Source organism: Streptomyces sp. NPDC004065 (assembly GCF_044903565.1).
In the GTDB taxonomy this organism is placed as follows: domain Bacteria; phylum Actinomycetota; class Actinomycetes; order Streptomycetales; family Streptomycetaceae; genus Streptomyces.
In genome coordinates this window covers 66,168-87,093 of record NZ_JBJDQT010000015.1, presented here as the reverse complement: position 1 = coordinate 87,093, position 20,926 = coordinate 66,168, and the positions used below count along the sequence as shown (strand labels likewise).

The following is a 20,926-nucleotide window of genomic DNA, read 5'->3' as shown; positions in this document are numbered from 1 at the left end:
GGAGCAGACCGCCATGGCGATCCGTCTGGGACTCGGGCTTCCGCAGAACCGGCAGTACGACCTGGGCAGGGACGTGCCCGAGGTGGCCCGCGCCGCGGAGCGGATCGGCTACGACAGTGTGTGGGTGTACGAGCGGGCCCTGTTCCCCGAGCCCGCGACCCAGGGGCTGTACGGCATCGAGGGCCTGCCCTGGCCCGACTCCTACCGGCATGTGGCCGACCCGCTGGTCACCCTCACCCTGGCCGCGGCGGCCACCGAACGGGTGCGCCTCGGCAGCAGTGTGCTGGTCGCCCCGCTGCACATGCCGTTCCAGCTGGCCAAGGCGCTCGCCTCGCTGGACGCGGCCAGCGGCGGCCGGGTGCTGGCCGGTTTCGGCACCGGCTGGTCCCTGGACGAGTACGCGGCCTCGGGCATCCGGCCGATCAAGGAGCGCGGCCGGGTGCTGGACGAGGTGATCGACCTCTGCCGCGCGGTGTGGGGCCCGGACCCGGTGCGCCACCACGGCCGGATCGCTCAGATCGACTCGGCCGTGGTCGGCCCCAAGCCCGCCCGGCCGATCCCGATCCTGCTGGCCGCGACCACCCGCCGGGCCTACGAGCGGCTGGTCGAGCACGCCGACGGCTGGCTGCCCATCGCCCTCGGCGCCGAGGAGGTGGCCGCCCAGTGGCACGCCCTGCAGGACCTGGCCGCCGAGCGGGGCCGCGCGCAGCCGATCCGGACGGTGCTGCGGGTCAACGCCCGCCCCTCGGCCAAGGCACTCGACGACGCCGGCCGGCGTCCCTTCCAGGGCAGCGCCGGCCAGATCGTCGAGGACCTCCTCCCCTACGCCGGGATCGGCCTCGAGGAGTTCCTGCTCGACGTGCAGAGCACCGCGCGGGACGCCGCGGAGCTGCGGGACACCGCCGCCGAGCTGTACGAGACGGCGCGGGCGGCCGGGCTGTGACCGCCGCCCGGCCCGCAGTCCTCCGGCAGTTCGACCCGTCCGATCAGTCCTCCGGCAGTTCGACCGGGGCGATCTCGTCGTAGACGTCGCCCGGGCCGGGGTTGGCCGGGTCGGTCGCCCCGCCGAGGTGGCGCATGACGCCCCAGACCGCGTTCAGCGCGGTCTGGACGGCGCCCTCGGCCCAGCCCGCCGTCCAGGAGATGTCGTCGCCCGCGAGGAAGATGCCCCGCTTGTCCTCGGGCAGCCGGTCCTGCACGAAGTGCGTGAACAGGCGCCGCTGGTAGCGGTAGTGGCCCGGCAGGTTGGCCTTGAACGCGCCCATGAAGTAGGGCTCGTTCTCCCAGGAGACGGTCACCGGGTTGCCGATGATGTGCTTCCTGATGTCGACGTCCGGGTAGATCTCCGACAGCGACTTCAGCATGACCTCCATCCGCTCGTTCGCGGACAGCGGCAGCCACTTCAGGCTGTCGTCGCACCAGGTGTACGACAGGCAGATCACCGCGGGACGGTCCGGGCCGTCGTCGAGCAGGTAGGTGCCGCGGGTCATGCGGTCGGTGAGCGTCATCGACATCACGTCGCGGCCGGTCCGCTCGTCCTTGTCCCGCCAGAACGGCCGGTCCACGGGCACGAAGAGCTTGCTGGACTCCATGTAGTGGGTGCGCTCGATCGCCGTCCAGTGGTCGATCGGGAACAGCCCGTCGTCGCACTGGATCTTGGACAGCAGCATCCAGGACTGGGCCGTGAACACCGCCGCCTTGTAGGTGCGCACGTCGCCGCGGGCGTCCGTGACGGTGATCCGGTTGCCGGCGGTGCGGTGCAGCCTGGTCACGGCCGGGCGCGGCTCGCCGTCCACGTGCAGGGACTTCAGGGAGGTGCCGTACGGCCAGTGCACGATCTTCTCCGGCTCGCGCTCCCACAGCCGCAGCGGCAGTTGCTGCGAGCCGCCGACGATGCCGCGGTGGTGGTCGTCGGCCTCGGTGTAGACGACGCGCAGGATCTCCAGGATGGAGTTCGGGAAGTCGGTGTCCCAGCCGCCGGTGCCGAAGCCGACCTGGCCGAAGATCTCCCGGTGGCGGAAGGACCTGAACGCCTCGGAGTCGCACAGGAAGCCGTAGAAGGTCTGGTTGTCGAGCTTCTCGACCAGCCGCGCCCAGATCTCCCGGATGCGCGGCACGTCCCGCTCCCGGATGGCCCGGTTCATGTCGGAGAAGTCGGCGCCCTCCTCCAGGCACCTGTTCCACGCCTCGGCCACGTCCCGGTACACCTGGGGCAGGTCGTCGATGGTCTCGGCGTAGTGGGACTCGCCCTTGAGGTCGACCACGGTCGAGGGGGTCGCCTCGGCCAGCGGGTTGGGGAAGGGGCGCGTCTCGAGTCCGACGAGGTCGATGTAGTGCTGCAGGGCCGTGGAGGACGGCGGGAAGCGCATGGCGCCCATCTCGGCGGTCAGCGACTCGTCGCAGCCCTCGAAGCCGACGGTGCGCAGCCGCCCGCCGATCCGGTCCGCCTCGTAGACGACGGGCTTCAGGCCCATCTTCATCAGCTCGTAGGCCGCGACGATGCCGGACAGGCCGCCGCCGATGATGGCGACCTCGGTGCCGTGCTCGGTCGCGGGGACCTGGCCGAGCCCCGCCGGGTGGGCGAGGAAGTCGTCGTAGGCGTAGGGGAAGTCCGGGCCGAACATGGTGATCGGCGGCTGCTGCTCGTCGGCGTGCTCGACGGCGTTGGGCACCGTGGACGTCATGGGGTGCGGACTCCTTGCACGGGGATGGTTCGGTGAGAGCTCAGGGGGGTTCAGACCAGGGACCCGTACAGACCGGGGCGGCGGTCGTTCAGATACGGGTTCGCCTCGCGCGAGGCGGCCAGGAACGCGGGGTCGGCGTCGGCGACGACGAGTTCCTCGCCGCGGCCGGCACGGGTGCGGGCGACGCCGTCGGGGCCGGCCAGCGCGGAGAGCCCGAAGAACTCGAACTCGCCCTCCGGACCGACCCGGTTGGCGTACGCGACGTACATCTGGTTCTCCCAGGCACGCACCGGCACCAGCGCCTCGGCGACGAACTGGAAGGGGTGCATGTTCGCCGTCGGCACGACGAGCAGGTCGGTGCCGGCCAGCGCGTGGGCCCGCACGTTCTCCGGGAACTCGACGTCGTAGCAGATCATGATGCCGACGGTCAGGCCGCCCAGCCGGGCCTGGACGAGCGACCGCTCGCCCGGGGTGAAGTGGCCGCGCTCGGCGCTGCCGAAGAGGTGGGTCTTGCGGTAGTTCGCCAGGCGGCTGCCGTCGGCGGAGATCAGCTGCGCGGAGTTGTACACGGTCCCGCCGTCCCGCTCCGGGTAGCCGTAGACGATCGCCAGGCCGTGCCGGGCGGCGAGGTGGGCCACCGCGCCGGCCGCGTCGCCGTCGGCGGGCTCGGCGAGGCGGGCGATGCCGTCGCCGATCGCGTACCCGGTGAGGAACATCTCCGGCGCCACGAGCAGCCCGGCGCCCGCCGCCGCGGCCCGGGCCGCGGCGGCGTCGAGAACCTCCAGGTTCCCGGCCACGGAGCCGGGGCGTCCGGAGCTCTGGAGCAGGGCGGTGCGCATGCGTGATCCTCGCCGGTCAGGGGGGTTTAGGGGCCGCTTAGACGGTACGGTCGGCGGGCTCGGGCGGACAAGCGGGAGCCGTTGCGCGGCGGTGAGCGGATCATTGCGTGCCGGGTGGCCCCGGCGGCGATTCGTTGCGCGCCCGGGCGGGGTGTTCCGCGCGTCACAGGTCGCGCAGTCGCCGCACGATCTCCCGCAGCAGTCCGGGGTCGGCCGCCGGGCCGTCCGGCGGGAGGCCGCGGGGCGCGTCGATGCGGACGAGACCGGCTTCGGCGAGGTCGCCGAGGAGCACCCGGACGACGGTGAGCGGCAGATCGGCGTCCGCGGCGAGCTCGACGACCGGGCGCGGGGCCCCGCGCACCAGGGCGAGCAGGGACGCGCGGGCGTGGTCGACGCCCACCGGGGTCTCCTGCTCCGGGTCCAGGGCGGTGACCTGGGACATCAGGTCGATGTCGTGTCGCCGGGAGGGACGTGTACGGCCGCGGGTCACGGTGTAGGGGCGCACCATCGCCCCGGTCTCGTCCTCGTACCAGTGCTCTTCGGTCACGGCGGGATCAGGGTCCGGACGCGTCGGCGGCCGACCGGGCGGCGGTGTTCATGTGCCGGCCGACCTTGCGTACGAGCAGGGCCGTCTCGTGGGCCAGTTGCCCGACGTCGGTGCGCGCGTCGGCGAGTACGGCGAGGCGGGTGCCGTCGCCGGCCGGGGTGATGAAGAGGTAGGCGTCGTCCAGCATCACCATGGTCTGGCGCACCTCCCCGGCCGCGAACCGTTCCCCCGCCGAGCGGGCCAGGCTGTGGAAGCCGGAGCAGACGGCGGCCAGGTGCTCGATGTCCCGCCGCCGCATGCCCTCGGAGCAGCTCAGCGCCAGTCCGTCCGCGGTCAGCAGCACGGCCTGGCGGACGTGGTCGGTCCTGGCGACCAGGTCGTCGAGCAGCCAGTCCAGGCCGGCGCCGGGCGGCCGGGCGTCCTGGGCCCCGGGGCGGGTGCCGTGGCCGCCGTCGTCGGGGGCTCGCCGGGCGGGGGTCTGGGGGGTGTCGTCACGGCGCATCGGCGGTGTCCGTCCCTTCCTCGGTGTCGGTTCGCTGGGGGTCGGGCCGTGCGGGGCCGGGGTCCGTGGGGACACCCCTGCGGCCGCGGTCGAGCCCGCGCTGGAAGGCGCCGAAGACGGCCCGCATCTCCTCGGCGCTGATGTCCCGGTCCGGGGGCGTCCCGGCGGTGGCGGCGTCGGTGCGCAGCTGCGGTGCGAGGGCCTTCTGGCGTACCCGGGTGGGCAGTGCGGGCGGGGCGGCGGAATCGGCGGGAGGCTCGACGCCGGCGGTGTCCGCACGCGGGGCCACCGCGGTGGCCCCGCGCCGGGAGGGCAGCGGGCGGGGCGGCGCGGGGGCGTCGTCCGGCCGGGGTGACGGGGACGGCGCGGGCGTGTCGTCCCGCCGGGGTGACGGGGACGGCCCGGGGGCGTCGTCCCGCTGGGACGACGGGGACGGCAGGGGCGGTTCGGACCGCTCGGGCCGCTCGGGCGGCGAGAGCGGCCGGGACGGCTCGGACATCAGGGCCGGATAGGACGGCTCGGACATCAGGGCCGGATGGGACGGCTCGGACAGCGAGGCCGGCCCGGATGGCTCGGGCGGCGAGGACGACTCGGACGCCCCCGGCGCGTCCGTGCCGGTCTCCGCGGCGGGCCGCGCGTCCTTCCGGTCCACGTCCGCGAGCACCGCCGGAGGCAGCAGCACCACCGCCGTCGTCCCGCCGTACGGCGACCGGGTCAGGGTGACCTCGATGCCGTGGCGGGCGGCGAGCCGGCCCACGACGTAGAGGCCGAGCCGTTCGTGCCGGGTGGGGTCGAAGTCGTCGGGGCGGGTGAGGGTGCGGTGGGCGTCCTGGAGCTGGTCGGCGTCAAGGCCGAGTCCCCGGTCGTCGATCTCCAGCACGAAGCCGCCGCGCGCGTGGCCGGTGCGCAGGGTGACCCGGGTGTGCGGCGGGGAGAACACCGTGGCGTTCTCCAGGAGTTCGGCGATCAGGTGCACGACGTCGGCGACGGCGTCCGCCGCGACGCCCACCCCCGGCATGGGCGGGACCTCCACCCGCGCGTAGTCCTCGATCTCGCTGACGGCGGAGGACACCACGTCGGCGATCGGCACGGGCCGCCGCCAGCGGCGGCCCGGGGCGGCCCCGGAGAGGATGATCAGGCTCTCGGCGTGGCGCCGCATACGGGTGGTCAGATGGTCGATGCCGAACAGCTCCCGCAGCACGTCCGGGTCGTCGGTGCGCCGCTCCAGGGTGTCCACGAGCTTCAACTGCCGGTGCACCAGGGCCTGGTTGCGGCGGGCGATGTTGAGCAGCACCGCGAACAGCCCCCGGCGCAGACCGGCCTGCCGCACGGCGGCCTCGACGGCGGCGAGGCGGGCGGCGTTGAAGGACCGGCCCACCTGGCCGATCTCGTCGGGCCGCCCTTCGGCCTCGGCGAGCGGCGGCGCCTCGGCGGCCGCGTCGACCTCCTCCCCCGCACTCAACCGCGCCATCACGTCGGGCAGTTGCCGGGTGGCGAGCAGATCGGCGGCGTCCCGCAGGGTCTCCAGCCGGCGCGAGATGCGGCGGGCGCCGCGCACCGCGAACCACAGCGACAGCCCCACGGCGGCGAGCCCGGTCACCGCGACGACGGCGGCCTTGGTCAGCTCCCGGTAGGCGAAGGCGCGGCCCCGGGCGGCCGAGTTCTCGGCCGCCCGGGTGCACAGCAGCATGTAGCTCCTGACCGCCCGGTCGGTGGTGGTGCGCCAGGAACCGGCCGCCACGGCCCGCCCCGCGCCCGCCGGACCGGCACTCAGCAGGGCGTCCTCACCGCGAGTCAGCGCCCGGTGCGCCGCGTCGCGCCGGAACCGCTCGAACAGGGTCCGGGAGTCGGCGGGCAACGCGGGGACGTAGGTCCGTTCGAAGACCCGGCGGTCCTCGACGGTAGTGGTGAGCATGGTGTACTGGCGGGCGGTCAGGGTGCCGGCGGCGCGTGCCCCGGCGACCAGGGCGTCCTCGCGGGAGACGAACTCGCGCACCCGGACCAGTTCCACCACGACCTGGGCCTCCCGGGCGAGTTGCCCGGCCTGCAGCGCGGTCAGCGAGGACTCGACCGCGAAGCCGGGCTCCACCAGGGCGTCGTACTCGGTGACCGCGCGGTCCCAGGACAGGTCCCGGGAGAGCACGCGCTCGCGCAGCCCTTCGAGGCGGTCGGCGGCGGCGAGCATGGTGCCGAGGACCTGCCGCTGGCGGGCGGTGAGCCGGCCGCGGTCCCCGTGCAGTACCGCCTCGCGCATGGCGTTCACGGCGGTGTCGGTACGGCGCTGCTGCTCCAGCAGGTCGACGGCGGCGTCGGTGCGCGCCCGCCCGCCCAGGTACGCGGCGGCGAGGCGGCGTTCGATCTGGATCTGCCCGACCGCCGTGTCCACGGGGGTGCCGAAGTCCTCGTACACGCCCTGGAGGCGGATCAGCGCGCGCAGGTCCCCGGTGACGGAGACCATGGCGAAGCCCCACAGGACCATCAGCGCGACCACGGGAGCGAGCGCGAGGGCCACGATCCGGGCGCGGACCGTGGTGGGACGGCCGATGGGCCAGCGCATGGTCACCCCCGTGACGTGCCGAGCGGCCTGGGCCGGGCGGCGGGTCCGTGTGTACACCCAGGGTTATTACCCGCGGGTAGCCAAAGGTGCGGGCCAACCTACGGGACGTCCACGTGTGACTGCAACGCTTACCCGGGGTAACCGGTATCAGCCCGGCGCGCCCGAGGAGAAGCGCCGCAGCAGCGGCGACAGCACCAGCACGGACTTGGTGCGCTCCACGAAGGGCTCCCCGGCGATGCGCTCCAGGACCCGCTCGAAGTGCCGCATGTCGGCGGCGAAGACCTGGGCGATCGCGTCCGCGTCCCCGGTGACGGTGGACGCGGACACGACCTCCTGGTAGCGCTCCAGGCCCCGCTGGATGGTCTCCGGCGAGGTGTTGCGCCGACAGTAGATCTCCACGTAGCCCTCGGTCTCCCAGCCGAGCGCGGCGGGGTCCACCCGCACGGTGAAGCCGGTGATGGCCCCCGTGGCCCGCAGCCGGTCCACGCGCCGCTTCACGGCGGGCGCCGACAGGCCGACCAGCTGCCCGATGTCCGCGTAGGAGCGGCGGGCGTCCTCGGCGAGGGCGTGCACGATGCGTTCGTCGAGATCGTTCAGCACGGTGGGTGGATCACTTCTCGGAGGGTACGGGCGGTACGGGTCGTGGGGTCGGGCCGGACGCCGGATCAGGAAGCGGCGGCGGCCGGCTGGGCGAGACGGGAACGGCGGTAGCCGTACACGAAGTAGAACACGAGCCCGGCGGCCATCCAGACCCCGAAGACCACCCAGGTGACGGCGGACAGGCTGCCCATCATCCAGACGCAGAGCACGAAGCCCACCGCGGGCAGCACCGGCGACAGCGGCACCCGGAAGGTGCGGTGCATGGCCGGCCGGGTCCGCCGCAGCACCACCACGGCCACGTTGACCAGCGCGAAGGCGAAGAGGGTGCCGATGCTGGTGGCGTCGGCGAGCCGGCCCAGCGGGACGGCGGCGGCCAGCACACCGCAGAACAGCGACACGATGACCGTGTTGGCGCGGGGCGCGCCCGTCCTCGGGTGGACCCGGGAGAACACCTTGGGCACCAGGCCGTCGCGGGACATCGCGAACAGGATGCGCGTCTGCCCGTAGAGGACGGTCAGGACCACGCTGGCGATGGCGATCACCGCGCAGAACGCCAGCAGGGTGCCCCACAGGGACTGGCCGGTGACCTCGCGCATGATCTGGGCGAGCGCGGCCTCCGAGTCGCCGAAGTCCCGCCAGGGCTTGGCGCCCACGGCGACGGCCGCGACGAGGACGTACAGCGCGGTCACCACGACCAGCGACAGCATGATCGCGCGCGGCAGGTCGCGCTGGGCGTCCTTCGCCTCCTCGCCGGCCGTGGAGGCGGCGTCGAAGCCGATGTACGAGAAGAAGAGCGTCGCGCCGGCCGCGCTGACCCCGCTCATGCCGAGCGGCATGAAGTGGGAGTAGTTGCCGGAGCGGAAGCCCTGGACGCCGATGGCGCAGAAGAGCACCAGCGCCGCGATCTTCACGCAGACCATGACCGTGTTGGCGCGCGCGGACTCCTTGGCGCCGCCCATCAGGAAGGCCATCGCCAGCAGGACGACGATCAGCGCCGGCAGGTTGAACACGCCGCCGTCACCGGGCGGCGCCGACAGGGCGGCCGGGATGGCGACCCCGATGGTGCCCCGGAGCAGTTCGTTGAGGTACTCGCCCCAGCCGACGGCCACGGCGGCCACCGACACCCCGTACTCGAGGACCAGGCACCAGCCGCACACCCAGGCGATCAGCTCGCCCATCGTTGCGTATGCGTACGAGTAGGAGGACCCGGAGACCGGGATGGTGCCGGCCAGCTCGGCGTAGGACAGGGCCGAGAACAGGGCCGTCAGACCCGCGATCACGAAGGAGAGCGTCACCGCGGGCCCGGCCTTGGGCACCGCCTCGCCGAGGACCACGAAGATGCCGGTGCCGAGCGTCGCCCCGATGCTGATCATGGTCAGCTGCCACAGGCCCAGGGAGCGCCGCAGGGTGCCTCCCTCGCCTTGGCCACCCTCCGCGACCAGGCGTTCCACGGGCTTGCGGCGCACCAGGCGGGCTCCGGCGGACAGGGGGACGGTGGCGGTGCGGTTTCTCTCGGGTGCGCCTTGGTCGAGCACGCGCGGCTCCTTCGTCGCTGCGGGTCCAGGCGGCGGTGACCGGTGCGCCCCGTCCCGCGGGAACCCACCGAGCGGGGTCCCCGCACGCCTCGTACAGCGCAGCACCCTACGAGGCGGCGGTTCACGGACGTAATGCAGCAGCCTTGCGCGTCTCCGTAAGATCATTGCGTTCCCGGCGGCTGCGCGTACGTTCGTTGCGCGGAGCCTTCACGGTGTTGCGCGCACGAGGCGGAGGGGCCGCGTCCGGTCGGTTCCGGCCGGCGTCAGTTCCAGCTGGCGTGCAGCGGCTTGCCCTCCGCGTAACCGGCCGCGCTCTGGATGCCGACGACGGCCTTCTCGGCGAACTCCTCCAGGGAGCCGGCACCGGCGTAGGTGCAGGCGGAGCGGACACCCGCGATGATCGAGTCGATCAGGTCCTCCACACCGGGCCGGGCCGGGTCGAGGAACATGCGGGAGGTGGAGATGCCCTCCTCGAACAGGGCCTTGCGGGCGCGGTCGTACGCCGACTCCTCCGAGGTGCGGTTGAGCACCGCGCGCGCGGAGGCCATGCCGAACGACTCCTTGTACAGCCGGCCGTCCGCGTCCTGCTGGAGGTCGCCCGGGGACTCGTAGGTGCCCGCGAACCACGAGCCGACCATCACGTTGGACGCGCCGGCCGCGAGCGCCATCGCCACGTCGCGGGGGTGGCGGACACCGCCGTCGGCCCACACGTGCTTGCCGTGCCTGCGCGCCTCGGCGGCGCACTCCAGGACGGCGGAGAACTGCGGGCGGCCCACGCCGGTCATCATGCGGGTGGTGCACATGGCGCCCGGTCCCACACCGACCTTGACGATGTCCGCGCCCGCCTCGATCAGGTCCCTGACGCCCTCGGCGGAGACGATGTTGCCGGCGGCGATCGGCACCTGCGGATCGAGGTCGCGGACCAGCTTGATGGCGCTGATCATCGACTCCTGGTGGCCGTGCGCGGTGTCGATGACCAGGGTGTCCACGCCCGCGGCGAGCAGCTGCGCGGCCTTGCCGGCCACGTCGCCGTTGATGCCCACGGCGGCGGCGATGCGCAGCCTGCCGTGCGCGTCGGTGGCCGGGGTGTAGAGCGTGGCGCGCAGGGCGCCCTTGCGGGTGAGGATGCCCGCCAGCCTGCCGTCCTTGTCGACGGCGGGGGCGTAGCGCCGGTTGGCGGTGTCCAGGGTGTTGAAGGCCTCGCGCGGGTCGATGTCCGCGTCGAGCAGCAGCAGGTCCCGGCTCATGACCACTTCGAGCTGGGTGAAGCGGTCGACGCCGGTCAGGTCCTGGTCGGTGACGACGCCGACCGGCCGGTGCTCGCCGTCGACGACGACGCCGGCGTTGTGCGCGCGCTTGGGCAGCAGGGCCAGGGCGTCGGCGACGGTCTGGTGCGGGGCCAGCACGATCGGGGTGTCCAGCACGAGGTGGCGGCTCTTCACCCAGGAGACGACCTCGGTGACGACGTCGATCGGGATGTCCTGCGGGATGACCACGAGCCCGCCGCGCCGGGCCACGGTCTCGGCCATGCGGCGGCCGGCGATCGCGGTCATGTTGGCGACGACGAGGGGGATGGTGGTGCCCGTGCCGTCCGGCGAGGCCAGGTCCACGCCCTGCCGCGAGCCGACCGCGCTGCGGCTCGGCACCATGAAGACGTCGTCGTACGTCAGGTCGTACGCGGGCTGGATGTCATTGAGGAAACGCACGTGCTGCACATCCCAGTCGATCAGAGGTGACCCCCGGACAGGTGTGCCAGGGGAAAAGAGCACGTACTTCATTGTCCCATGCCACTCACCCGGTCACGCCCCGTCATAACCTCCAGGCGAGCGGAGGGGGCGTGGGAGGAACCTCCAAGGCGGGGGGCGGGGCGCATCGGAGGAGCGGTGGGAGCGGGGGCGGGGCGCACCGGGGGTGCGGTGGGGCGCCGCGCCGCGCCGCGCCGCGTGCGGCGGCGGACCGCGCGGGGCGTCCGGCGGCGGACCGCGCGGGGCGTGCGGTTACACGCCCGCCGTGCGTGTGCCGAGGCGCGCGGCGCGGGCGGGCGCTTCGATGCGGTGCGGTGCGGCGCGGTGGCACGCCTCGACGCGCTCCCGGTGCGGCCCGCCGCACCGTGTGCGGCCAGGCATACGGCCCGGCGCACGGCGCGGGCGGGGCGCCTCGACACGGTGCGGTGGCCAGGCGCACCGCGTGGGCGGGGCGTACGGCGTGCGGCCCGGCACACGGTGTGGCGGCTGGCCGCACCGGGAGCGCGGGGCTCCGCACCATGCCGGGGCGGAGCGGGGGGTACGGGTGACCTGCCCCCGGAGCGGGGCGCGGGTGACCGGCCCGGTGGCGCTCACCCGTCCGGGCCGGTGACGTCGGCGTCCGTTGCCGGCTCACAGTGGCCCCGCTCGCCCCACTCGCACCGGGCTTGCTCGTCCCCGCTCACGGTGGCTCGCCCAGGCCTCGGCCGGGGCCGGCCGCCGTGTACAAGGCCGCCGCACCGTACGGAGCCGGATGGGCCCGGGGACGGGAGCGGGCCTTGGGATGGGCTCGGGCCGAGACAGGCCCGGGGCCGGGAACAGGGCGGGGCCGGAGACAGGCCCCGCCCCGGGGACGAGCGCAGGCCCGGAGTCGGCACGGGCCCGGAGTCGGCACGGGCCCGGGGACGGGCGTGGGCCGTGGGACGGGCGCGGGCCGTGGGACGGGCGCGGGCCCGGAGCCGGGACCAGGCCCGGGGCCGGCAACAGGCCCGGCCGGAGACGGGCCCCGCTCCGGGGACGAGCGCAGGCCCGGGGCCGGGAGCGAGTCCGGGCCAGGCCGGGGCGGGCCCGGAGCCGGGACCAGGCCCGGCCGGAGACGGGCCCGGCCCCGAGGACGGGCTCAGGCCCAGAGCCGGGACGGGCCCCCGACGCGCGCAGGCCGGGGGACGCGCGCAGGCCCGGGGCCGGGGACGGGCCCGGAGTCGGGACGGGCCCAGGGACGGGAACAGGCCCGGGGCCGGGACGGGCCCAGGGACGGGAACAGGCCCGGGGCCGGGACGGGCCCAGGGACGGGAACAGGCCCAGGCCCGGGGACAGGCCCGGAGTCGGGGACAGGCCCGCCCGGAGTCGGGACGGGCCCCGGACGCGCACAGGCCCGGGGCCGGGACGGGCCCAGGGACCGGAACAGGCCCAGGCCCGGGGACAGGCCCGGAGTCGGGGACAGGCCCGCCCGGAGTCGGGACGGGCCCGGGAACCCGCGCAGGCCCGGGGCCGGGGACAGGCCCAGGGACGGGAACAGGCCCAGACCCGGGGACAGGCCCGGGGCCGGGACGGGCCCAGGGACGGGAACAGGCCCAGGCCCGGGGACAGGCCCGGAGTCGGGGACAGGCCCGCCCGGAGTCGGCACGGGCCCGGGGACCCGCGCAGGCCCGGGGCCGGGGGCGGGTCCGGGGCGGGGCGGCAGGCCCGGGGTCCCGTGTCAGTGGCCGTCCGGGTCCGCGCGGTTGAGGGCCGGCTTCGGGGTGGGGCCCGCCGTCATCAGGTAGTCCGCGGCCGAGGTGTCGGTGACCAGGCTGGTGACCAGGCCGGACCGCAGCACCGCGTCGATCGCCGCCGCCTTGCGCTGGCCACCCGCTATCGCCACGACCTCGGGGACACGGCGCAGCTGGTCGGCCTTGACCGTGATGCACCGCTCCCCCAGGTCCCGGCCGACCCGGCGGCCCTCGGCGTCGAAGAGGTGCGCGGACATCTCGGCGGCGACGCCGAGCGAGGCGTAGTGCGCGCGCTCCTCGTCGCTGAGCATGTCGTGCACCGTCGAGATGCCCGGCTCCCAGGAGCCGATGGACACGCAGGCGACGGTGACCTTGTCGAAGTACTCGAAGGCGCGCGCGATCCCCGTCTGGTGGCGCAGCGCCGCCGCGGTGGCCGCGTCCGGCAGCAGCATCGGCGCGTAGATGGGGTGGGCGTCGCCGCCGGAGACCTGGGCGGCGCGGCGGACGGCCTCGACGGAGCCGCGTTCGGCGGTCCCCGCGTCGTACACGCCCGTCAGCTGCACCACCGTGCACGGGGGCAGCCGGTCCAGGGCCGCCGCCATGTGGATGGTGGACCGGCCCCAGGCCAGGCCCAGGACGTCCCCCTCGTTGACGAGCTCGCCGAGCAGGTCGGCGGCGACCTCGCCGAGGTTCTCCGGGTCGGGCGTCTCCTCGGCCTCGGCCGGGGACTCGACCACGACGGCGTGCCGGAGGCCGTAGCGGGCGCGGAGCGCGTCGGAGCGCTCGGCGTCCAGCTCGGCCGGCACACGGATCTCGATGCGCACGAGATCCCGTTCGAGGGCGGTCTCCAGGACCCGGGCCACCTTGAAGCGGCTCACGCCGAACTCCTCGGCGATCTGGATCTTGGACTTGCCCTCGAGGTAGAAGCGGCGGGCCATGGCCGCCGCCTGCACCAGCTCAGCGGGTCCCATCCGCACTGCTGACCGGCCCGCCGACATACCCGACACGGCGATCTCCTCACTGCTGTTCACACTCTGGACTCGCCGTTCATCCTTGCAGATCCGGCGCGCTTGATCAGCCCTGATGAGAGCCGTTCACGTTCCTGTGGCTCAGTGGTTGCACGCCCAGGACGCCTTGGCGGTGGCCGTCTCCGCCTGCGTGCGCAGTGCACGTACCGCGCCGGCCGGGTCGTCCGCCCCGTAGACCGCCGAGCCGGCGACGAAGACGTCGGCCCCGGCGTCCGCGCACCGCTCGATCGTGGACGCCGACACCCCGCCGTCGACCTGGAGCCACATCTGGAGGCCGTGCTTGCTGATCAGCTCCCTGGTGCGGCGGATCTTGGGCAGCATGATGTCGAGGAATGCCTGCCCGCCGAAGCCCGGCTCCACCGTCATGATCAGCAGCATGTCGAGCTCGGGGAGGAGGTCCTCGTACGGCTCGACGGGGGTGGCGGGCTTGAGCGCCATCGACGCCCGGGCGCCCTTGGCGCGGATCTCCCGGGCGAGGCGCACCGGCGCGGCGGCCGCCTCGACGTGGAAGGTGACCGACGAGGCACCCGCTTCGACGTACTGCGGCGCCCACCGATCGGCGTCCTCGATCATCAGGTGGCAGTCCAGCGGCGTCTCCGTCGCCCGGGCCAGGGACTCTACGACCGGCACGCCGAGCGTGAGGTTGGGGACGAAATGGTTGTCCATGACGTCCACGTGGAGCCAGTCGGCCCCTTCGACCGCCTTGGCCTCCTCGGCCAGGCGCGCGAAGTCGGCGGACAGGATGCTGGGGTTGATCTGCACGGCCATGACCCAAGCCTGCCATGCCCGGGCCCGGTTGTTCGCGCCGGTACCGGTCCGGGGTGCGACGGCTCCCCGGTCGCGGCCGCCCGGGTGTGCCGGCCGGAGGGCCCAGAGGCCCGTCACGAGGACCACCGACACCCGTCATGAGGACCCCTACCCCCGTCGTGAGGCAGCCCCCGGGGCCCGGTCGGCCCACTTCCTGATGCCGGGACGGCGGGACAAGGCCCGGAAGAAGGCGCGCAAGGAGGCGCGCAAGGAGGCGCAGGCGTAGGTCCGGACCCACCGGGCCACCGGGCGGCCCCGAGAGGGCCGGGCCGGGTCAGGCGGTCCTGCGGATGAGGGCCAGGTACATCGCGTCGGTGCCGTGCAGGTGCGGCCACAGCTGTACGTCGGGGCCGTCGCCGAGGTCCGGGACGCCCGGCAGGAGCGGGCGGGCGTCGATCAGGTCGGCCCCGCGGAACTGCTTGAGCACGTCGCCCACCACGGCCCGGGTCTCGGCGAGGTGCGGCGAGCAGGTGGCGTAACCCACGACGCCACCGATCCGTACGGACTCCAGGGCGGTGCGCAGCAGGCCGCGCTGGAGCGGGGCGAAGCCCTCCAGGTCCTCCGGGCGCCGCCGCCACCGCGCCTCGGGGCGCCGGCGCAGTGCGCCGAGCCCGGTGCAGGGCACGTCGACGAGGACGCGGTCGAAGCTGCCGGGCAGCCACGGCGGGCGGGTCCCGTCGGCGGCCACGACCTGGTAGGGGCCGGGATTGCCGTCGAGCGCCCGGGCCACCAGGCCGGCGCGGTGGGGCTGCTTCTCGGAGGCGAGCAGCACCGCGCCGCGCTCCGCGGCGAGCGCGCCGAGCAGGGCCGCCTTGCCGCCGGGACCGGCGCAGCCGTCCAGCCACCTGCCGTCGGGGCCGTCCAGGGGGGCGTTCGCCAGGGCGAGGGCGACGAGCTGGCTGCCCTCGTCCTGCACGCCCGCGCGGCCCTGGCGCACGGCGTCCACGGCGCCGGGTTCGCCGCCCTCGGTGAGCCGTACCGCGTACGGGGACCAGCGGCCCGGTACCGCGGCCTCCTCCCGCAGCAGCTCGTCCACGGTGGCCCGGCCCGGCCGGGCCACCAGCGTCACCTCCGGCCGGTCGTTGTCGGCGCGCAGCAGCTCCTCGATGCCGGCGCGGGGGCCGCCCAGGGAGTCCCACAGGGCGGAGACCACCCAGCGGGGGTGCGAGTGGACCACGGCGAGGTGGTCCTCGGGGTCCTCGTCGTAGGGCGGGGCGACCTTGCGCGTCCACCCGTCGAGGTCGTCCTGCGCGACCTTGCGCAGCACGGCGTTGACGAACTTGGCCCGACCGTCGCCGAGGACGACGCGGGCGAGCTCGACGGTGGCGGAGACGGCGGCGTGCGTGGGGATGCGCGTGCCCAGAAGCTGGTGGGCGCCGAGGGTGAGCACGTCGAGCACCGGCGGGTCGACCTCGCGCAGCGGCCGGTCGACGCAGGCGGCGAGGATCGCGTCGTACGTGCCCTGCCGGCGCAGCGTGCCGTAGACCAGCTCGGTGGCGAGCGCGGCGTCCCGCCCGTCGAAGTCGCCCTTCTCGCGGGCCTTGCGCAGCAGCGGGGGCAGAACGAGGTTGGCGTAGGCGTCCCGTTCGTCCACGGCGCGCAGCGCCTCGAAGGCGAGGATGCGGACGGGGTCCTTCTGGGGCCGGCGGTAGGGCTTGGCGGGCTTGCGGGGCCGGCGGGTGTCGCTCACGAAAAAGGTGCTCCGGATGTCTGGGTGCGCTGTGCGCCCAGCGTACGTCCCCGCGCCGGCCGACCGCGCGGCGCGTCACCGACCGCGAGACGCCGGACTGCGGCGCGTCACCGGCCGCGAGACGCCCGCGCGGGGCGTCACCCGCCGGGAGAGACGCCCGCGCGCGACCCGTCACCCGCCGGCAGTCGCCCCGCGGTGTCCCGCCCGCGTCGCCTCAGTTCCCGAGGGTCTCGCCCTCGGCGATGCGCACGCCGCGCGCCCAGTCGGCGGCGCGCATCGGCTTCTTGCCCTGGGCCTGCACCCACAGCAGCTCGACGGCGTAGGAACCGGTGCCGGCGTGGACGCTGTTCTTGCCCACGGCGAGCGCGCCCGGCGCGAGGTCCGTCCGCCCGGGCGACGGCGCGACCTGGATCAGCTTCAGCCGCTCGCCGCGGAAGGTGGTCCAGGCGCCCGGCGCCGGCGTGCAGCCGCGCACCACCCGGTCGACGCGCAGGGCGGGCGTGGTCCAGTCGACCCGCGCGTCCTCGACGGTGATCTTGGGGGCGAGGGTGACGCCCTCGGCCGGCTGCGGCACGGCCTTCAGGGTGCCGTCCTCGATGCCGTCCATGGTCGCGGCCAGCAGCCCGGCGCCGGCGAAGGCCAGCCGGGTGAGCAGGTCGCCGCTGGTGTCCGTCGGGCGGATCTCCTCGGTGACCGTGCCGTAGACGGGACCGGAGTCGAGCCCTTCCTCGATGAGGAAGGTGGAGGCGCCGGTGATCTCGTCGCCGGCCATCAGAGCGTGCTGCACGGGGGCGGCGCCGCGCCAGGCGGGCAGCAGCGAGAAGTGCAGGTTGACCCAGCCGTGGGCGGGGATGTCCAGGGCGGCCCTGGGCAGCAGGGCGCCGTAGGCGACGACGGGGCAGCAGTCGGGGGCGATCTCCCTGAGCCGCTCCAGGAACTCGGTGTCCCTCGGCCTGACCGGCTTGAGCACCTCGATGCCGGCCTCCTCGGCCCGCTCGGCCACCGGGCTCGCCACCAGCCGGCGACCCCGGCCGGCCGGCGCGTCGGGCCGTGTGACGACGGCGGCCACCTCGTGCCGTCCGGAGGCGAGCAGTGCGTCCAGGGCGGGAACGGCGACCTCGGGGGTGCCGGCGAAGACGAGCTTCATGGGGTGGGTTGGGCCTCTCGGGCGGGGTGGACGGCGGGCAGCGCACCAGTCTATGGCCACGGCCGGGGCGGCCGGCGCAGCGCGCACGGCGGGGCGCCGGGGGCGTACGCATATGCGCTTACGCCCCCTCACCGTGACCAGCGGCGGGAAAGCGCGTTGGTCAAGAAAGAGTTGACCACAGCGGGCCGCCCCGGCGGCCCGGTTCCTTTCAACGCCGGTTCGAGAGGCTTGTTCATGGCCGACCACGCAACCCACGACGCCCAGGCCCGGGCCAGCCTGCACTTGCTGGTGCGGGACATCGAGCGGGTCCGCCGGCAGGTGGACGCACTGCGCACGCTCACCGCCCAGTTGGGAAACGTCTACCGTCCGCGCCGCTCCGGCCCTTCCACGGGCTTCGTCGTCTACGGACGCGCCCCCGCCCCGACGGTCCGTCTCGCCCAGGAGTTGCGGGACAGTGTCGAGACCCTGGTCACCGCCGCCGTGGACTTCGACCGTTCGCTCGGCTTCTCGTGGGACGCCGTCGGCTCCGCACTGGGCGTCACCAAGCAGGCGGTGCACCGCCGTTACGGCGCGCGCCGGGCCGCCGCGCAGGCCGCGGCGGAGGCCGAGCGCTCCACGGAACCGTCCGGCACCCGCACGGTCAACGTCGGCACGGGCCTCCCCACGGTGCCCACGGTCCCGGCGGCCCGCTCCATGCCGACGCAGCCCACGGCCGGCAGCCCGTCCCTGAACCCGTCCCTGCGCGACGAGGCCCGTCCCTCGGCGTTCCCGAGCCCGCGCAACGGCTGACCCCGCACGCCCCGTCCCGCCGCCTCACCCGCCCGGCGACGCGCCGCGCGGCAACGCCCCCGCGCGCACGCGCCTGTGCCGCCTTCCCGCCGTCCCGCCGTCCTCGTAGGGCACCGGCACGTCCCGTCCGGCGTGCGATCCACGGACGTGGCGCGACGGCCGTACGGCGTCCGACCGGCTCCGCACGCCGCGGTGGTGCGGTCGGCGGCCCGGGCCCGGCGGGGTCCGCGCGCGGAACGCCCCGAACCCCGCGGCCGTACGCTCCGGCACGCCGTCCGGGAGCCACACGCGCCGCACGCGGACCACCCCGTGCCCCTGCCGGTGCCGCGCCCGTGCGCCCGTGCCCGTCGCGGGCCGTACACCCCCGCCGCACGGTCGAGAGGCGTACGTCCTCGCCGCCCTCACGGTCAACGGCCGTACGCCCCCGCCCGCCGCGCCGTCGGCGGCCGTGGGTCAGCCGATGTCCGGTGGGTCGATGCGCACCCACACCGTGCCGGTGCCTCCCCGCGCCGTTCGCGCCGCCTGGGCGGCCTTGAGCGCGGCGGCGAGGGCCGATCCGCTGCCGGGCGGCACCCGGATCAGTGACCGCTCCCAGTGCTCGCCGGGCGGCGGGGCGCCCGACCGCCGCGGTCTCCCGGCCGGTGTGACCGGAAGCGGCACGGGCCCCAGCACCTGGGCCTCGCGGGGCAGTTCGACCGCGCCGAGGAACTCCGCGACCGCCTCCGCCGTACCCGACACGGACGCCATCCGGGACACCGGCGGAAACCCGAGTTCGGCCCGCTCGGCCAGTTCCCGCACCGCGTGGCCCACGGGATCCCACCGCACCAGCGCCTGCACGGGCCGCAGCGTCGGTTCGGCGACCACGACCACCGTGCCGCCCGCCTCCTGCGGCCGCACCAGCGCCGCGGCGCCGATCCAGCGGCGCAACGCGTCCTCCCCCGCGCGCAGATCGGGCCGTGCGAGCATGGCCCAGCCGTCCAGCAGCAGGGCCGCCGCGTACCCGCCCTCGGCGACCGGCTCGGCCCCCGGGGTGCTCACCACCAGTGCGGGCGCGTCCGGCACCGTGTCCAGCACGTGCTCGCGTCCCGAGGTGCGCACCGGCACGGCGGGGAAGGCCCGGCCCAGTTCCTCGGCGGTCCGCCGGGCGCCGACGACCTGGGCCCGCAGCCGGAGGCCGCCGCACTCGGGGCAGTGCCAACCGCTCTCCTCGCGCCCGCACCAGCCGCAGCGCAGCGCCCCCGCGTCCGGTGCCTGCAGCGGCCCGGAGCAGTGCCGGCAGCGGGCGGGAGCCCGGCACGTGGCGCAGGCCATCCGCGGCACGTAACCGCGCCGGGGCACCTGCACCAGCACCGGCCCGCTCCGCAGTCCGTCCCGGGCCGCCTGCCAGGCGAGCGAGGGCAGGCGCGCGGCCCGGGCGGCCTCGTCCCGCGCGAGGTCCCCGTCGCCCACCGTGCGCACGAGCGGCACCGCGCGCCGCACCTGCTCGCGCGTGGCCACCAGCGGTCGCGCCCAGCCGCTCTCGACGAGCTGGGCGGCCTCCACCGTGCAGTTGAAGCCGCCCAGCAGGAAGGCGCACTTGTCCAGGGCGGCGCGCAGCAGCAGCACCTCCCGCGCGTGCGGCTGCGGCGCGTGCTGCTCGCTGTGGCTGTCGTCGCCGTCGTCCCAGATCGCGACCAGTCCGAGGTCCTGGACCGGGGCGAACATGGCGGCCCGGGTGCCGACCACGGCCCGTACCGCTCCCCGGCGCACGGCCAGCCACTGCGCGTACCGCTTCTCGGGTCCGGCGTCCGCGGTGAGCAGCGCGTGCCGTCCCTCGCCGAGCAGCGCGGTCAGCGCGGCGTCGACCCGTGCGGCGGTCCGTCCGTCGGGGACGACGACGAGCGCGCCGCGCCCGGAGGCTAGCGTCGCGGCGACGGCCCGGGCCAGCTCCTCGCTCCAGGCCGGGCCCGGCAGGGCGTTCCACACGGCCCTGGGCGCGCCCTTGGCGGCCAGCGCGTCGAGGAAGGCGGGACCGTGCTCGTAGCGGGTCCAGGAGGCGGCCTCGGGCGCCCGCGGCGGCGGGAGCGGCGCGGGGGACGGCCGCCGTTCGGCGCGGGCGCTGCGCGGCGGCACGGCCAGTTGCAGTACGTCGGCGAGACTGCCCGCGTACCGGTCGGCGACGGCCCGGGCGAGCCCGAGCAGCTCCTCGCTGAGCACGGGCTCGGGCGAGACGACCTGGGCGAGCGCGGCCAGCGGCCCGGAGTAGTCGGACCGCTCCCGGCGCTCGATCAGGAAGCCGTCGACGAGTCCGCCGCCCTCGCGGCGGCCGTCGCGCACCCGGTGCCGCCCGGCCCCGAAGCGCACCCGGACGCGCACGCCGGGCCGGGCGTCGGCGTCCAGCTCTGCGGGTACGGCGTAGTCGAAGTACCGGTCGAGGTGGAGCACGCCCCTGTCGACGAGGACGCGCGCCACCGGCAGCTCGCCGGCGAGCGGGGCGCCGCGCCAGGTGCGCGGCTTGGCCCGCGGTTCCTTCGCCCTGCGCACGGTTTCGCGGATGAGCGCGAGCTGCTCCGGCGGCGCCCCTTCGGCCCCGCCGTGCCCCGGTTCGTTCTCGCTGCTCACGCCTGCATTCTTACCAAACGCCACTGACAGTCGCGTACGCCCGAGGCCCGGCCCCCACCGCGGTGGGGGCCGGGCCTCATGGACGAACGACGAACGACGACCGGTGGCCGGCGCCCGTCGACCGGGGGCCCGACCGTCGGCCGGCG

General features: G+C 75.3%; 15 protein-coding genes. 2 read left to right on the top strand and 13 right to left on the bottom strand.

Going from position 1 to position 20,926, the window contains the following annotated elements; all coding sequences use genetic code 11:
• Positions 1-13: 13 nt before the first annotated feature.
• Positions 14-943: an LLM class F420-dependent oxidoreductase gene (locus ACI2LW_RS17885; protein ID WP_404732141.1), complete on the top strand. Its 930-nt coding sequence runs from the start codon at positions 14-16 to the stop codon at positions 941-943.
• Between the two features lie 43 nt (positions 944-986).
• Here the strand turns inward: ACI2LW_RS17885 and ACI2LW_RS17880 are convergent, their stop codons facing one another.
• From ACI2LW_RS17880 to fmt, 12 genes are all read right to left on the bottom strand, one after another.
• The gene (locus tag ACI2LW_RS17880) at positions 987-2,684 is read right to left on the bottom strand and encodes a flavin monoamine oxidase family protein (protein ID WP_404732140.1); all 1,698 of its coding nucleotides are present in this window, start codon (positions 2,682-2,684) and stop codon (positions 987-989) included.
• Between the two features lie 50 nt (positions 2,685-2,734).
• Positions 2,735-3,523 (bottom strand): carbon-nitrogen hydrolase family protein, encoded by a 789-nt coding sequence (locus tag ACI2LW_RS17875; protein WP_404732139.1) that lies wholly within the window; start codon positions 3,521-3,523, stop codon positions 2,735-2,737.
• 163 nt (positions 3,524-3,686) lie between these two features.
• Positions 3,687-4,070, bottom strand: coding sequence for a DUF742 domain-containing protein (locus ACI2LW_RS17870; RefSeq protein WP_404732138.1), 384 nt, complete (start codon positions 4,068-4,070; stop codon positions 3,687-3,689).
• Positions 4,071-4,077: 7 nt separating this feature from the next.
• Positions 4,078-4,572: a roadblock/LC7 domain-containing protein gene (locus tag ACI2LW_RS17865; protein ID WP_404732137.1), complete on the bottom strand. Its 495-nt coding sequence runs from the start codon at positions 4,570-4,572 to the stop codon at positions 4,078-4,080.
• Positions 4,562-7,186 carry a nitrate- and nitrite sensing domain-containing protein gene (locus ACI2LW_RS17860; protein ID WP_404732136.1) on the bottom strand — a complete coding sequence of 875 codons (2,625 nt, stop codon included), beginning with the start codon at positions 7,184-7,186 and terminating at the stop codon, positions 4,562-4,564. The genes ACI2LW_RS17865 and ACI2LW_RS17860 overlap by 11 nt, the downstream gene beginning before the upstream one ends.
• A 90-nt stretch (positions 7,187-7,276) precedes the next feature.
• A complete protein-coding gene (locus ACI2LW_RS17855; protein WP_404732135.1) occupies positions 7,277-7,729 on the bottom strand; it encodes an Lrp/AsnC family transcriptional regulator in 453 nt (150 codons plus the stop codon).
• A 65-nt stretch (positions 7,730-7,794) separates the two neighbouring features.
• Complete coding sequence (locus ACI2LW_RS17850; protein WP_404732134.1) at positions 7,795-9,264, bottom strand: amino acid permease; 1,470 nt, start codon at positions 9,262-9,264, stop codon at positions 7,795-7,797.
• A 263-nt stretch (positions 9,265-9,527) separates the two neighbouring features.
• A complete protein-coding gene (locus ACI2LW_RS17845) occupies positions 9,528-10,970 on the bottom strand; it encodes a GuaB1 family IMP dehydrogenase-related protein (RefSeq protein WP_404732133.1) in 1,443 nt (480 codons plus the stop codon).
• A gap of 1,735 nt (positions 10,971-12,705) precedes the next feature.
• Positions 12,706-13,749, bottom strand: a complete 1,044-nt coding sequence (locus ACI2LW_RS17840; RefSeq protein ID WP_404732132.1) for a sugar-binding transcriptional regulator — start codon at positions 13,747-13,749, stop codon at positions 12,706-12,708.
• A 78-nt stretch (positions 13,750-13,827) separates the two neighbouring features.
• Positions 13,828-14,514: a ribulose-phosphate 3-epimerase gene (rpe, locus tag ACI2LW_RS17835; protein WP_404732131.1), complete on the bottom strand. Its 687-nt coding sequence runs from the start codon at positions 14,512-14,514 to the stop codon at positions 13,828-13,830.
• Between the two features lie 313 nt (positions 14,515-14,827).
• Positions 14,828-16,243, bottom strand: coding sequence for an RsmB/NOP family class I SAM-dependent RNA methyltransferase (locus ACI2LW_RS17830; protein WP_404732130.1), 1,416 nt, complete (start codon positions 16,241-16,243; stop codon positions 14,828-14,830).
• Between the two features lie 214 nt (positions 16,244-16,457).
• On the bottom strand, positions 16,458-17,390 hold the full coding sequence (gene fmt, locus ACI2LW_RS17825; protein ID WP_404732129.1) for a methionyl-tRNA formyltransferase: 933 nt from the start codon (positions 17,388-17,390) through the stop codon (positions 16,458-16,460).
• A 234-nt stretch (positions 17,391-17,624) separates the two neighbouring features.
• On the opposite strand from fmt, the gene ACI2LW_RS17820 reads away from it, so the two are divergent.
• Positions 17,625-18,179 (top strand): hypothetical protein, encoded by a 555-nt coding sequence (locus ACI2LW_RS17820; protein ID WP_404732128.1) that lies wholly within the window; start codon positions 17,625-17,627, stop codon positions 18,177-18,179.
• A gap of 453 nt (positions 18,180-18,632) precedes the next feature.
• On the opposite strand, the gene ACI2LW_RS17815 is transcribed toward ACI2LW_RS17820, so the two are convergent.
• The gene (locus ACI2LW_RS17815; RefSeq protein ID WP_404732127.1) at positions 18,633-20,780 is read right to left on the bottom strand and encodes a primosomal protein N'; all 2,148 of its coding nucleotides are present in this window, start codon (positions 20,778-20,780) and stop codon (positions 18,633-18,635) included.
• Between the last annotated feature and the right edge of the window lie 146 nt (positions 20,781-20,926).